This window comes from Streptomyces sp. NBC_01750 (genome assembly GCF_035918095.1).
In the GTDB taxonomy this organism is placed as follows: domain Bacteria; phylum Actinomycetota; class Actinomycetes; order Streptomycetales; family Streptomycetaceae; genus Streptomyces.
The window spans coordinates 6,529,187-6,542,090 of the sequence record NZ_CP109137.1 but is presented as its reverse complement, the minus strand read 5'-3'; the positions used below and the strand labels follow the sequence as shown (position 1 = coordinate 6,542,090).

At 69.6% G+C, this 12,904-nt stretch carries 14 protein-coding genes; 9 read left to right on the top strand and 5 right to left on the bottom strand.

Going from position 1 to position 12,904, the window contains the following annotated elements; translation table 11 throughout:
* Nucleotide 1: 1 nt before the first annotated feature.
* Both OG966_RS29830 and miaB read right to left on the bottom strand, forming a co-directional pair.
* Nucleotides 2–709 carry a class III extradiol dioxygenase subunit B-like domain-containing protein gene (locus OG966_RS29830; protein WP_326653032.1) on the bottom strand — a complete coding sequence of 236 codons (708 nt, stop codon included), beginning with the start codon at nucleotides 707–709 and terminating at the stop codon, nucleotides 2–4.
* A 90-nt stretch (nucleotides 710–799) separates the two neighbouring features.
* On the bottom strand, nucleotides 800–2,290 hold the full coding sequence (gene miaB, locus OG966_RS29825) for a tRNA (N6-isopentenyl adenosine(37)-C2)-methylthiotransferase MiaB (RefSeq protein WP_326653031.1): 1,491 nt from the start codon (nucleotides 2,288–2,290) through the stop codon (nucleotides 800–802).
* Between the two features lie 99 nt (nucleotides 2,291–2,389).
* On the opposite strand from miaB, the gene OG966_RS29820 reads away from it, so the two are divergent.
* Complete coding sequence (locus tag OG966_RS29820; protein WP_326653030.1) at nucleotides 2,390–3,388, top strand: TAXI family TRAP transporter solute-binding subunit; 999 nt, start codon at nucleotides 2,390–2,392, stop codon at nucleotides 3,386–3,388.
* A gap of 128 nt (nucleotides 3,389–3,516) precedes the next feature.
* Here the strand turns inward: OG966_RS29820 and OG966_RS29815 are convergent, their stop codons facing one another.
* Entirely contained in the window at nucleotides 3,517–4,908 is a 1,392-nt protein-coding gene (locus tag OG966_RS29815) for a sensor histidine kinase (protein WP_326653029.1), read from the bottom strand.
* Nucleotides 4,909–4,923: 15 nt separating this feature from the next.
* A complete protein-coding gene (locus OG966_RS29810) occupies nucleotides 4,924–5,631 on the bottom strand; it encodes a response regulator transcription factor (protein WP_326653028.1) in 708 nt (235 codons plus the stop codon).
* A 250-nt stretch (nucleotides 5,632–5,881) separates the two neighbouring features.
* On the opposite strand from OG966_RS29810, the gene OG966_RS29805 reads away from it, so the two are divergent.
* From OG966_RS29805 to OG966_RS29775, 8 genes are all read left to right on the top strand, one after another.
* On the top strand, nucleotides 5,882–6,667 hold the full coding sequence (locus OG966_RS29805; RefSeq protein WP_326653027.1) for an amino acid ABC transporter ATP-binding protein: 786 nt from the start codon (nucleotides 5,882–5,884) through the stop codon (nucleotides 6,665–6,667).
* A gap of 48 nt (nucleotides 6,668–6,715) precedes the next feature.
* Complete coding sequence (locus OG966_RS29800) at nucleotides 6,716–7,558, top strand: glutamate ABC transporter substrate-binding protein (RefSeq protein ID WP_326653026.1); 843 nt, start codon at nucleotides 6,716–6,718, stop codon at nucleotides 7,556–7,558.
* A gap of 77 nt (nucleotides 7,559–7,635) precedes the next feature.
* Nucleotides 7,636–8,301 carry an amino acid ABC transporter permease gene (locus tag OG966_RS29795; protein WP_326653025.1) on the top strand — a complete coding sequence of 222 codons (666 nt, stop codon included), beginning with the start codon at nucleotides 7,636–7,638 and terminating at the stop codon, nucleotides 8,299–8,301.
* The gene (locus OG966_RS29790; protein WP_326653023.1) at nucleotides 8,298–9,224 is read left to right on the top strand and encodes an amino acid ABC transporter permease; all 927 of its coding nucleotides are present in this window, start codon (nucleotides 8,298–8,300) and stop codon (nucleotides 9,222–9,224) included. The genes OG966_RS29795 and OG966_RS29790 overlap by 4 nt, the downstream gene beginning before the upstream one ends.
* Before the next feature lie 161 nt (nucleotides 9,225–9,385).
* Entirely contained in the window at nucleotides 9,386–10,981 is a 1,596-nt protein-coding gene (locus OG966_RS29785; RefSeq protein WP_326653021.1) for an FAD-dependent monooxygenase, read from the top strand.
* Between the two features lie 32 nt (nucleotides 10,982–11,013).
* Entirely contained in the window at nucleotides 11,014–11,100 is an 87-nt protein-coding gene (locus tag OG966_RS40940) for a putative leader peptide (protein WP_319285218.1), read from the top strand.
* A gap of 71 nt (nucleotides 11,101–11,171) precedes the next feature.
* A complete protein-coding gene (locus OG966_RS29780) occupies nucleotides 11,172–11,708 on the top strand; it encodes a cysteine dioxygenase (RefSeq protein ID WP_326653020.1) in 537 nt (178 codons plus the stop codon).
* Entirely contained in the window at nucleotides 11,705–12,091 is a 387-nt protein-coding gene (locus tag OG966_RS29775; protein WP_326653019.1) for a rhodanese-like domain-containing protein, read from the top strand. The genes OG966_RS29780 and OG966_RS29775 overlap by 4 nt, the downstream gene beginning before the upstream one ends.
* Before the next feature lie 231 nt (nucleotides 12,092–12,322).
* Here OG966_RS29775 and recX read toward each other — a convergent pair whose 3' ends face one another.
* Nucleotides 12,323–12,904 (bottom strand): recombination regulator RecX, encoded by a 582-nt coding sequence (gene recX, locus OG966_RS29770; protein ID WP_326653018.1) that lies wholly within the window; start codon nucleotides 12,902–12,904, stop codon nucleotides 12,323–12,325.

The following is a 12,904-nucleotide window of genomic DNA, read 5'->3' as shown; positions in this document are numbered from 1 at the left end:
ACTACGACCAGGCGGCGACGAAGTAGCCGACGCCGTACGGGGCGTCCTCGTACAGCAGTTGCCCGGCCAGTCCCGCGGTCTCGGCAGCTCCCGCGAGCACCTGCCACGGAGCGCGGCCCGCCGCCTTGAGTTCGTACGCCAGTGACTCGTCCAGCGCCTTGAGCGCCCCGACGTCGGCGGCGCTCAGCGCACGGGCGGTCTGTGCGTCGAAGTCCGCGGCCCGCTCGTCGAGGTAGCCGGGGGCCTTGAGCGTGCGGCAGGCGCTGCCGTCACCCATCACCAGCAGGGCGACGCGCTCCGCCCTGGCTGCGAGTTCCCGTCCGAGGGCCTCGCAGCGCTCAGCGGCGAGCAGCTCGCCGACACCGAGGCCTTCCACCGGGCCGTCCGCCCACTGGACGCGGGTGAGCAGCCACGCGCCGACAGCCAGCGAGGGCGGCAGCGGCCGTTCCTGGGCCCTGCCCGCTCCCAGCCGTACCTCGAGGTCCACGCCGAACCCGTGGAAGGAACCGGTCGCGCCCGCGAAGTGCGGGCCGCGGCCGTCCTGCTCGGCGGGTCCGAGCACGACCACCAGATCGGGCCGGGCCGCGGCGAGCACACCGAGAGCATCGGCACACGCGGTCCGCGCGGCATCGAGTTCCGGGGCGGCCCCGGCGGCGACATCGGGGACCAGCAGCGGCGGGCAGGGGCAGACGGCTGCGGCGACAAGCATGATCGGCAGCCTAGTCCGTGCTCCGCCCGTCGCTCGGTCCAGCTGCCTGTCGCTCTGTCCTGCTGCCTGTCGTCTTCGGGCGGGGCTCCGTCAGTCGCAGCCGCACCCGGGCGCCTGAGCGGCCGGCAGCGGCTCCGGTGCACCGATCTTCGGCAGGCCCAGCATCACGCCTGCCGGCTTCGCGGCCGCCGCGGCATTGCGCTTCGCCCAGGCATCGCCGGCGCGGGTGGGACGTACCGAGTGCACAGCGCCCTCGGCGAGCAGGTGGTGCGGCGCGGCATAGGTGATCTCGACTGTCACCACATCGCCCGGACGCACGTCCTCGTCCGGCTTGGTGAAGTGCACCAGGCGGTTGTCGGGAGCGCGCCCCGAGAGGCGGTGGGTGGCGCCGTCCTTGCGGCCCTCGCCCTCGGCGACCATGACCTGCAGTGTCCGGCCGACCTGCGTCTTGTTCTCCTCCCAGGAGATCTCCTCCTGGAGGGCGACCAGGCGGAGATAGCGCTCCTGGACGACTTCCTTGGAGATCTGGCCCTCCATGGTCGCCGCCGGGGTGCCGGGGCGCTTGGAGTACTGGAAGGTGAAGGCGTTCGCGAAGCGCGCCTCGCGCACCGTGTGCATCGTCTGCTCGAAGTCCTCCTCGGTCTCGCCGGGGAAGCCCACGATGATGTCGGTGGAGATGGCGGCGTGCGGAATGGCCGCGCGCACCTTCTCGATGATTCCGAGGAAACGCTCCTGCCGGTACGAGCGGCGCATCGCCTTCAGGATCGTGTCCGAACCGGACTGCAGCGGCATGTGCAGCTGCGGCATGACATTCGGCGTCTCGGCCATCGCCGCGATCACGTCGTCGGTGAAGTCGCGCGGGTGCGGCGAGGTGAAGCGGACCCGCTCCAGACCGTCGATCTTTCCGCAGGCGCGCAGCAGCTTGGAGAACGCCTCGCGGTCTCCGATGTCGGAGCCGTACGCGTTGACGTTCTGGCCGAGCAGGGTGATCTCGGAAACGCCCTCGGCGACGAGCGCCTCGACCTCGGCCAGGATGTCGCCGGGCCTGCGGTCCTTCTCCTTGCCGCGCAGCGCCGGGACGATACAGAAGGTGCAGGTGTTGTTGCAGCCGACCGAGATGGAGACCCACGCCGCGTACGCGGACTCACGGCGGGTCGGCAGCGTCGAGGGAAAGGCCTCGAGCGACTCCGCGATCTCGACCTGCGCCTCTTCCTGGATACGCGCGCGCTCCAGCAGCACCGGCAGCTTGCCGATGTTGTGCGTACCGAAGACCACGTCGACCCACGGCGCCCTGGTCACGATGGTGTCGCGGTCCTTCTGGGCCAGGCAGCCGCCGACCGCGATCTGCATCCCGGGCCGCTTGGTCTTCATCGGCGCGAGCCGGCCGAGATTGCCGTACAGCTTGTTGTCGGCGTTCTCCCGCACCGCGCAGGTGTTGAAGACGACGACATCGGCGTCACCGTCGGCGCCCTCGGGCGCACGTACATAGCCTGCGTCTTCCAGCAGACCCGACAGCCGCTCGGAGTCGTGGACGTTCATCTGGCACCCGTAGGTGCGCACCTCGTAGGTTTTGGCACTCATCGCGCCCACCAGGGTACGGGGTCGTACCGACGCTCCGCCTCTCCCTTCCGTGAGGGAGGGCCTGGCCATTACAGGGAGTGAGCTGGCAGGATCGCGGCCATGTTCCCGGCCCTCTCCCGCATCAGCCGCCGCCGTGCCCTGCAGGGGTCGGCCGCCGCCCTGGTGGTGTTCGGGCTGCTGCTGTGGTGGCTGCTGCCCTTCGGCCAGACCACCCCACGCGGGACGCTGACCTTCAGCACCGGTTCGCAGAGCGGCGTCTATCAGCGGTACGGCGTACTGCTGAAGGACGCGCTCGCCCATGACCTGCCGGACGTGGAGATAAATCTGCGGACCAGTGAGGGCTCGCAGCAGAACCTCGCGCGGGTGGCCGCGGGCGAGGCGGATTTCACCATCGCCACGGCCGACGCCGTCGCCAAGTACAAGCGGGACGGCAAGCCGGGCGCCGCCCGGCTGCGCGGCTGTGCCCGGCTGTACGACGACTATGTGCAGCTCATCGTGCCGCGCGACTCGCCCGTGATGTCGACCCGCGATCTGCGCGACAAGCGGGTGGGCGTGGGGCAGGAGGGGTCGGGTGTGCGACTGATCGCCGATCGGCTGCTGAGGGCCTCGGGGATCGATCCGACGCGGGACATCACTCCGGTCCCGGCCGGGATCGACACGGTGCCGGGGCGGCTCGAAGCCGGCGAGCTCGATGCCTTCTTCTGGTCGGGCGGGCTCCCGACGGCGGCCGTCGAGGAGCTGTCCGAGCGCTTCCGGATCCGGCTGGTCCCACTTGAGGCCGATCTCATCGAGAAGCTGCACGCCACGGGCGAGGCGACCAGCTACTACCGCTCCGCGGTGATGCCCGCCGACGCCTATCTCCAGGCGCAGAGCGGCCTGCCCGTGCCGACGGTGGCGGTGGCGAATCTGCTGGTCACCACGGACCGGATGGGTCCGGCGATGACCGAGGGCTTCACCCGTACGGTGATCAACAGCCGGGACCGTATCGGCAATACGGTGCACCCTGCCCAGCTGGTGGATCTGCGGACCGCGGTCTACACGGATCCGCTGCCGTTGCATGAAGGCGCCCAGCGCTACTACCGCTCGGTCAAGCCGTAGCCCTGGCTCGGTGCGGCCGGACCACCCCTTGGGTCAGGCCGTAGTCCTGTCCGATCAGGCCCTCATCACCGCCCGGTCAGGCTCTCGTCCCCCTCTTGCCTCTTGATCGGGCCCTCGTCACCGCTCGGTCAGGCCGTAGGAGACGTACGCGGGACGGTGACGGTCACCCGCAGTCCGCGCGGCTCGTGATGCGCGTACCCGATCGAGCCGCCGCCCGCCGCCAGCAGCGCTCGCGAGATGGACAGGCCCAGACCCGAGCCCTTGACGTTCTGGTGGTGGCCGCTGCGCCAGAAGCGGTCGCCGATACGGGCCAGCTCCTCGTCGGTCAGGCCCGGACCGCCGTCGGTGATCACGACGGTGGAGGTCTCACCGTTGGAGGCGACCGAGAGCGTGACCTCCTCGCCCGGCGGCGTGAACTTCAGGGCGTTGTCGATCACCGCGTCCAGTGCGCTGGACAGCGCGATCGGATCGGCCCAGGCGGTGACCGCGGCGCCGTGTTCGGTCAGCCGGACGCCCTTCTCCTCGGCCAGGGGGCGCCAGGCCGCGACCCGCTCGGCGGCCAGTTCGCCGATATCGGTGAGCTGGAGATCCGCGGAGGCGTGTTCGGCCAGCGCCAGGTCCAGCAGGTCGTCGAGGACCTGGGCGAGGCGCTTGCCCTCGGTGCGGACCGAGGCGATCTCCTCGTTACCTGCGGGGAGTTCGAGTGCGAGGAGTTCGATCCGGAGCAGCAGCGCGGCGAGCGGGTTGCGCAGCTGGTGGGAGGCGTCGGCGACAAACGCCCGCTGCTGTTCGAGGACTTCTTCCACGTTGTCGGCCATCTCGTTGAACGAGCGGGCCAGGCGCCGGAGTTCCGGCGGCCCGCTCGCGGCCGCGACACGTGAGTTCATCTGCCCGGTCGCGATGTCGTGTGTGGCCGCGTCCAGGATGCGTACGGGCCGCAGTACCCAGCCCGTGAGGCGGAAGGCGGCGCCGACGGCCAGCAGCATCGCCGCGCACTCCCCGGCCACGATCACCAGCCAGCCCTGCAGTACGCGAGAACGCAGCTGGCCGGTGGGGGAATCGGTGAATACGACGGCCATGACGTCCCCGTCCCGGACGACCGGCGAGGCGACGACAAGTCGGCCGCCCTGCTGCCACGGCCAGACCTGGGGCGGGTCCTGGCTGCGCCGCCCCGACAGCGCTTCTTCGAACGCCTCGCGGCCCTGGCCACTCGACGGCACGAACCAGGTCTCGGGGGCGCGCGCCATGGCCTCGCCGTCGCGGTAGAAGACGCCCGCCCTGATGCCGTACGTGTCGTGGAAACGGTCGAGCTGCTCCTGAAGCGTGGAGCGCCGCTCGTCCACACCCGCGCGTTCGGTGACGAACTGCGCGAGCGCCGCGAAGCGCACCGTGTCGTCGATCCGGTCGACGACGACCCGCTGCTGCTGTGCGGCGGCGACGCTCACGGCGAGCGGGAAGCCGAGCGCGAGCAGCACGCCCGCCATGAGGACGATGAGCAGCGGAAGAAGTCGAGTACGCACAGGGGGTTACGGGCCTTACGCGCCGACGGGGGCGACGAGCCGGTAGCCGACGCCGCGCACGGTCTCGATCAGGGCGGGCATGCGGAGCTTGGAGCGCAGGGACGCCACATGCACCTCGAGCGTACGGCCGGTCCCTTCCCAACTGGTCCGCCACACCTCGCTGATGATCTGCTCCCGGCGGAAGACGACGCCGGGCCGCTGCGCGAGCAGCGCCAGCAGGTCGAACTCCTTGCGGGTCAGCTGCACCGTCTCACCATCGACACTGACGCGACGGGTGGGCAGTTCGATGGTGACCGGGCCGAGCCGCAGCGCGTGATCGGCGGCGGCCGCACCGGCCTCGTCTCCGGGCGCGGTGCGCCGGCTGACGGCGTGGATGCGCGCGAGCAGCTCACCGGTGTCGTACGGCTTGACGACATAGTCGTCGGCCCCGAGGTTGAGCCCGTGTATCCGGGAGCGGACGTCGGCCCGCGCGGTCACCATGATCACAGGGGTCGAAGTGAGCTTCCTGATCTTGCCGCAGACCTGGTAGCCGTCCTGGTCGGGCAGCCCGAGATCCAGCAGTACGACCCCGAAGGGCGGCTTGTGCGGATGCGTCGCGGGCAGCACCGCCCGCAGCGCCTCCTCGCCGTTGCGAGCGTGCACCACTTCAAAGCCGTGCCGTGCGAGCACGGCGGAGAGGGCGGCGGCGACATGGTCGTCGTCCTCGACGAGCAGCAGTCTCATGGCCCCCCTTCGGTCGTGCGGTCGTCTGATGTACCTGGGCATCAAGGACGATTGTCGCCCGAGGAGTCAAGAGGCACCCCGGGACACCGGGGTTTCCGTTACCCACCCGGTACGCCGATCACCTCCCTCTTCACGCATAGTGTCCGGTTGCAGCCGGATCGTTATGCTCAATTTCCGCTCAGATGTAATGACGCTGGTCGCACTAGGTGAATAGGGTCCTGCCAACCGAGGAGGACGGAGCAAGAAGCCGATGAGCGGAGTTTCAGTGACCAAGGGCGCCGAGGACGCTGTGCCCACCGCGGGCGACCTGGTCGTGCTGAGCAACGTCAACAAGCACTTCGGCGCGCTGCATGTGCTCCAGGACATCGACCTGACCATCGCCCGTGGCGAGGTCGTGGTCGTCATCGGGCCCTCCGGGTCCGGGAAGTCCACGCTGTGCCGCACGATCAACCGTTTGGAGACGATCGACTCTGGCGCGATCTCGATCGACGGCAAGCCGCTGCCGGATGAGGGCAAGGAGCTGGCCAGGCTGCGTGCCGACGTCGGGATGGTCTTCCAGTCGTTCAACCTCTTCGCGCACAAGACGGTGCTCGAGAACGTGATGCTGGGCCAGCTCAAGGTCCGCAAGATGAGCAAGAAGGCTGCCGAGGACAAGGCCCGCGCCCTGCTCGACCGGGTCGGCGTGGCCACGCAGGCCGACAAGTACCCGTCCCAGCTCTCCGGTGGTCAGCAGCAACGCGTCGCCATCGCACGGGCGTTGGCGATGGATCCCAAGGTGATGCTCTTCGACGAGCCGACCTCCGCGCTCGACCCCGAGATGATCAATGAGGTGCTGGAGGTCATGCAGCAGCTCGCCAGGGACGGCATGACGATGGTCGTCGTCACCCATGAGATGGGCTTCGCGCGCTCGGCCGCCAACCGGGTCGTGTTCATGGCCGACGGCAAGATCGTCGAAGAGGCCACGCCCGACAACTTCTTCAGCAACCCGCGCAGTGACCGCGCCAAGGACTTCCTGTCGAAGATCCTGCACCACTGAGTTCCGGACCTGCTGATCACCCACATCGCGTCAACACGAGGGAAAACCATGATGCTTCGCAAGGTCACCGCTGCTTCGGCCGCTGTGCTCGCACTCGCTCTGAGCGCCACCGCTTGTGGCTCCAACGACAAGGACGGCGACTCGGCCGGCGGGGGCGGCAAGAAGATCACGATCGGCATCAAGATCGACCAGCCGGGCATCGGCCTGAAGACGCCCGACGGCAAGTACACCGGCTTCGATGTCGACGTCGCCACGTACATCGCCAAGGAGCTTGGCTACGACGCCGAGGACATCACCTTCAAGGAGACGAAGAGCGCCGACCGCGAGACGGCGATCGAGCGCGGTGACGTCAAGTTCATCGCCGCTTCCTACTCGATCAATGACAAGCGCCTGGCGAAGGTCGACTTCGCCGGCCCGTACCTGCTGGCCCACCAGGACATCCTGGTCCGCGCCGACGAAAGCACGATCAAGTCCCCGGCGGACCTGAACAACAAGAAGCTCTGCTCGGTCGCCGGTTCGACCTCCGCGACGAACGTCAAGGAGAAGCTCGCGCCGAAGGCAAACCTGCAGGAGTACGGCGGCTACTCCGAGTGCCTCACCGGCCTCGAGAACAAGGCAGTTGACGCGCTCACCACCGACGACTCCATCCTGGCCGGCTACGCCTCGAAGAAGGAGTTCCAGGGCAAGTTCAAGCTGGCCGGCTTCAAGATGAGCAACGAGAACTACGGCATCGGCCTGAAGAAGGGCGACGCCGACCTCAAGAAGAAGATCGACGCCGCGCTGACCAAGATGGTCTCGGACGGCTCCTGGGAAAAGGCCGTGAAGGCCAACTTCGGTCCGGCCGGCTACAAGAACGAGCCCGCCCCGAAGATCGGCAACATCGTCAAGTAGTGCAGCAGGGCTGACGAGGCGCGCCGCCACTGAGGGCGGCGCGCCGAGCCCTCCCACAGGCGGAAGCGCGGGAGATCGTGTTCGACTTTCTTGAAGGTTACGACCTACTGGGGGCCTTCTGGGTGACGGTGAAACTCGCCGTCTACTCCGGCCTCGGTTCCCTGATATTGGGAACGCTGCTGGCCGGCATGCGGGTCAGCCCGGTCCCCCTGATGCGCGGTTTCGGTACCGCCTATGTGAACTTTGTCCGGAACATACCCCTGACCATCATCATCGTCTTCACGTCGCTGGGCCTGTTCCAGACACTCGGCGTCAGCCTCGGCGTCGAAGACTTCACGGACGTCAACTTCAGGCTCGCGGTGCTCGGCCTGACCGTCTACACCGCCGCCTTCGTGTGCGAGGCGCTGCGGTCCGGCATCAACACGGTGCCCGTCGGCCAGGCAGAGGCCGCACGCGCCCTCGGTCTGAGCTTCACCCAGGTACTGCGGCTGGTCATCCTCCCGCAGGCCTTCCGGTCGGTCGTCAATCCGCTGGCCAATGTGCTGATCGCGCTGACCAAGAACACCACCGTCGCCGCCGCGATCGGCGTGGTCGAGGCTGCGAATCTGATGAAGACCATGATCGAGGCGGAGGCCCAACTCCTGCTGATCTCTGCTGTCTTCGCGTTCGGATTCATCTGCCTGACCCTCCCGACCGGCCTGATCCTCGGCTGGGTGAGCAAGAAGGTGGCGGTGAAGCGATGACTTCCGTCCTGTATGACGCGCAGGGGCCCCGCGCCAAGCAGCGCAATATCCTCTACACGGTGCTGTTCCTGGTCGTTCTCGCGGCCGTGGCGTGGTGGGTGTACGACAGCCTCAACGCCAAGCACCAGCTCGACTGGATCAAGTGGGAGCCCTTCTTCACGAGCTCCCAGCCGTGGGAGACGTACCTCTGGCCGGGGCTTCAGGAGACCCTCAAGGCGGCGAGCCTCGCCCTGGTGATCGCGCTGCCGCTTGGAGCGCTCTTCGGCATCGGCCGGCTCTCCGACCACCGGTGGGTGCGGATTCCGTCCGGCGCCGTCGTGGAGTTCTTCCGCGCCATCCCGGTACTCATCCTGATGATCACCGCGAACGCGGCGTTCTCCGAGTACACCGACATCAGCAGCGAACTGCGGCCGCTGTACGCCGTGGTCACGGGACTTGTCCTCTACAACGCCTCGGTGCTGGCCGAGATCGTACGCGCCGGGATCCTGTCCCTCCCGCGAGGTCAGACCGACGCGGCCAAGGCGATCGGCATGCGCAAGGGCCAGACCATGCGCCATGTGCTGCTGCCGCAGTCCGTGACGGCCATGCTCCCCGCGATCGTCAGTCAGATCGTCGTCATCGTGAAGGACACCGCCCTCGGCGGCGCGGTCCTCACCTTCCCCGAACTGCTGGCGTCGGTCCGGCCGATGAGTGCGAACTACGGCGCGAACACCATCGCGTGCTTCACCGTCATCGCCGTGATCTACATCGCGTTGAACTTCACGCTCACCTCGTTCGCGAGCTGGCTGGAGGGCCGGCTGCGGCGCGGCAAGAAGAGCACGGGTGCGGTACTGGGCCCCGGAACCGTCGAGGCGGCCGGAGGCACCGCACCGATCTCGGTGTCGGGTGACTTCAAGTCCGGCGCCGGAGGCGGCGGCATCTGACGGTACGGATCCACAGGCTCCACGGGGCGGCGGCGCGGGTTGCGTCGCCGCCCCTGTCACTTGACGAGGGAACCCGCAGTGGGTTGCATACGTTCTGTGATCGCGCACCGGGCTCCCACCGCACCGTCCCGCACGCCCCTTCGGGCCCGAGGAGTCACGCCGTGGACCCGGTGATCATCGTCGGCGCCGGGCCCGTCGGGCTGACGCTCTCCCTGGCCCTTGCCACGCAAGGTGTTCCCTCCGTCGTACTTGACGAGGGCACGGGCAAGGACGAACCGCGCCCCGCGCGTACGGTCGTACTGCGGCCCGACACGGCGGCCATGGTGGAGCGGCTCGGCTGCGCCACCGTCCGTGACGAAGGAGCCCGCTGGACCGGCTGGCGCTCGATGCGGCGCAAGCAGGACGTACGGCAACTCGTGCTCGGCGACGACGGCGCGCCGACGCCGCTGCACATCCCGCAGCACGCCCTCACGCGCGGACTGCGGAACGCCGTCGCCGGGCACCAGTTGGTCCGGCTCGTCACCGAAAGTCGCCTCGACTCGCTGGAGCAGGACGCGAGCGGGGTGAGCGTGCACACCCGCGGGCCCGGCGCGACCTGGTGGCGCGGAAGCCATCTGGTCGGCTGCGACGGTGCCAGGTCCACGGTCCGCAAGCTTCTGGGCATCCGCTTCCCGGGGCGTACGGCGGTGGAGCGGCATGCCGTCGCCGCCCTGCGTACTGAACTTCCCTGGCCCGACGAGGCGTTGCTGCACCGCCGGCCGCCGTGGCGAACGGGCGGCGACGAGGTCACGGCCCGCCCGCTGCCTGACGGCGTCTGGCGCCTTGACTGGCTGCTGCCGCCCCGCGGCGAACTGGTCACCCCCGACACCCTGGTAGCACGGTTGCGGGACACCCTGGCCGGCTGGTGCGGTGAGACACCTCCGTACGAACTGCTCGACACCGGCGTCTACACGCTGCACCACCGGCTTGCCCGGCGCTGGCGCGTGGACCGGGCCTTCCTCGCGGGCGACGCCGCGCATCTGCTCGGCGCGCTCGGCACCCAGGGCCTCGACGAAGGCCTGCGGGACGCCGACAACCTGGCGTGGAAACTGGCGCACATCTGGCACCACGGCCCGTCCGACCCGCTGCTCGACAGCTATCAGGCCGAGCGTCGCGCCGCCGTCGCCGCTCGGCTGCGCGCCGCCGACCAGTCGCTGCCGATACTGCGCGGCGGCAGCGCGCTGCGCACGTACCTCCCGGGCACCGCGCGCGGACACGACACCCTGCTCACCGACGGCCATCTGGGGCACGGCCCACTGGGTGCGCCCCCCGTATACACGCACTCCCCCCTCGCACCCGAGTACGCCGACTCACAGACGCTCGTCGGTACGGAGGCGGGCGCGCCGGTCGCGGATGTACGGGTGACCGTGCCCGACGGAGCCAGCGCACGGCTGCGGGACCGGCTGGGGCGGGGGCAGCTGCTGGTGGTGCTGGTCGCGCCGGGTACCGGGGTGTGGGACCGGCGGCACTGGGTGAGCGCGGGCGTGATGCCGCGGCTGGCGGCGGCGGTCACCGCCCTGCCGGTGCGGGCCGAGCTGCTGGTGACGGAGAGCTACCCGGGCGCGTCCGCGCACACCGTGCTGCTGGTGCGGCCCGACGGTCACCTGGTTGCGTCGTTCACGGGGGTGCGGCCCGCGGAGCTGTACTCGGCGGCGGACGCGGCACGTGGCGGCGCTCCCTCAGCGGTACGCAGTGACCGCACTGCGGACATCAATTGACCCTCAAGGACCGGCATGGTGTACTCCGGAGCGTGACTGACACCAATGTGCGCCTGTGGCGGAGGGTCCATATGGACCTCGTCCGCTATGCGGGCTGTGTGTGTCGTCCGTCCTGCTGAATTCGCCCTTCCTCTCGCGCCGTGGACTGCTGAGCCCGCGCGCTCTCCTGCGAACTTCCAGGACGGTTTCCGTGTCCCAGCCTGTCTCTGCCTCTGTCACCACCCGTGGCCCGAGCGCGCCGACCGCCGCCGAGCTGCTCGACTTCGTGACGCGCTCCGCCGCCGACAAGGACCTCATCGCCTCGCTGCCACTCGATCCCCAGGGCCGTACCTGGGTACGGCTCGAGGGTCCGGCCGGCAGTGAGGCCTGGCTGATCGGCTGGCCGCCGGGCACGGGCACCGGCTGGCACGACCACGCGGAATCGTTCGGCGCGTTCGCCACGGCCGCGGGCGAGCTCAAGGAGAACGCACTCGCCGTGCGGCTGCCCGCGAGTGGATGGAAGACCCTGGAACTGGACGAAGGGGTCGACCGCGAGCGGCAGTTGGCGGCGGGCAGCGGCCGGGCCTTCGGGACGCACCATGTGCACGAGGTGCTGAACGAGTCGGTCGCTGAGCATGCCGTGTCGGTCCATGCGTACTATCCGCCGCTGCCGCTGATCCGGCGCTTCAGCCGGTCCGGCGCGGTGCTCCGTCTTGAGCAGGTCGAGCGTCCTGAGGACTGGCAGTGAGCGAGCGGATCGGGATCGACGAGCTTCTGGAGCGGGTGCGGGAGAACCTGGACCGGGTCGAGCCGAAGGAAGCTTTTGACGCGGCTGCCGGCGAGGCGCTGCTGGTGGACATCCGGTACGCGGCGCTGCGCGAGCGGGACGGGCTGATTCCCGGTGCGCTGGTGGTGGAACGCAATGAGCTGGAGTGGCGGCTGGACCCGCAGGGCAGCCACCGTGCGCCGGAGGCGGTCAGTCATGATCTGCGGGTCGTGATCATCTGCAACGAGGGCTACGCGTCGTCTCTCGCGGCCGTGTCCCTGCGGCAGTTGGGCCTCCACCGCGCGACAGACCTGATCGGCGGCTTCCAGGCGTGGAAGGCCGCGGGCTTGCCCGTCGAACCGTAGGACGTCGGGGCGGCGGGTCGGTCCTGCGGTCCTGCTTGGCGGTGGCCAACTCGGCGGAGTGAGCAGTCCGCCGGAGGGAAGGCAGCCCCCGGGACTGCGCCGGCTCGCGTCCAGGACCAGGCGCGGGCAGCGACGGTTGCCCCGGCGCCGGACGCGGCACAAGCCCAGCGCGGACGCACCGCCGGCCGCGGACGCACCGCCGGCCCGGGTGCGCACCCACGGCGGTCCGCGTTAGAAGCCGTCGCCCTCCAGGTCGTCCATCTCCTCGCCCTCTTCTTCCAGGGCGCGCTTGACCACCCGCAGGGCCGTGCCCTCGGGGTACCCCTTGCGGGCGAGCACGCCGGCCAGGCGGCGCAGGCGGCGGTCACGGTCGAGGCCGCGGGTGGAGCGGAGTCTGCGGGCGACCAGTTCGCGGGCGGTCTCCTCCTCCTGCTCGGGGTCGAGCTGCCCGACCGCCTCGTCGATCAGTGCGGAGTCCACGCCCTTGGTACGCAGCTCCCGCGCAAGAGCGCGCCGGGCGAGGCCCCGGCCGTGGTGCCGGGACTCCACCCAGGCGTCGGCGAAGGCCGCGTCATTGATCAGACCCACGTCCTCGAAGCGGGAGAGGACCTCCTCGGCCACCTCCGGGGGGATTTCACGCTTGTGCAGCGCGTCCGCGAGCTGCTTGCGCGTGCGCGGGGTCCCGGTGAGCAGGCGCAGACAGATCGCCCGCGCCCGCTCGGCCGGATCCTGGGGCGGCGGCTCCCCTTTCTCGGCCCTCGACGAGGAAGGGGGGCCGCTCTCCGGGTCCGGCCAGTCCGTTCGCCGTGCCAC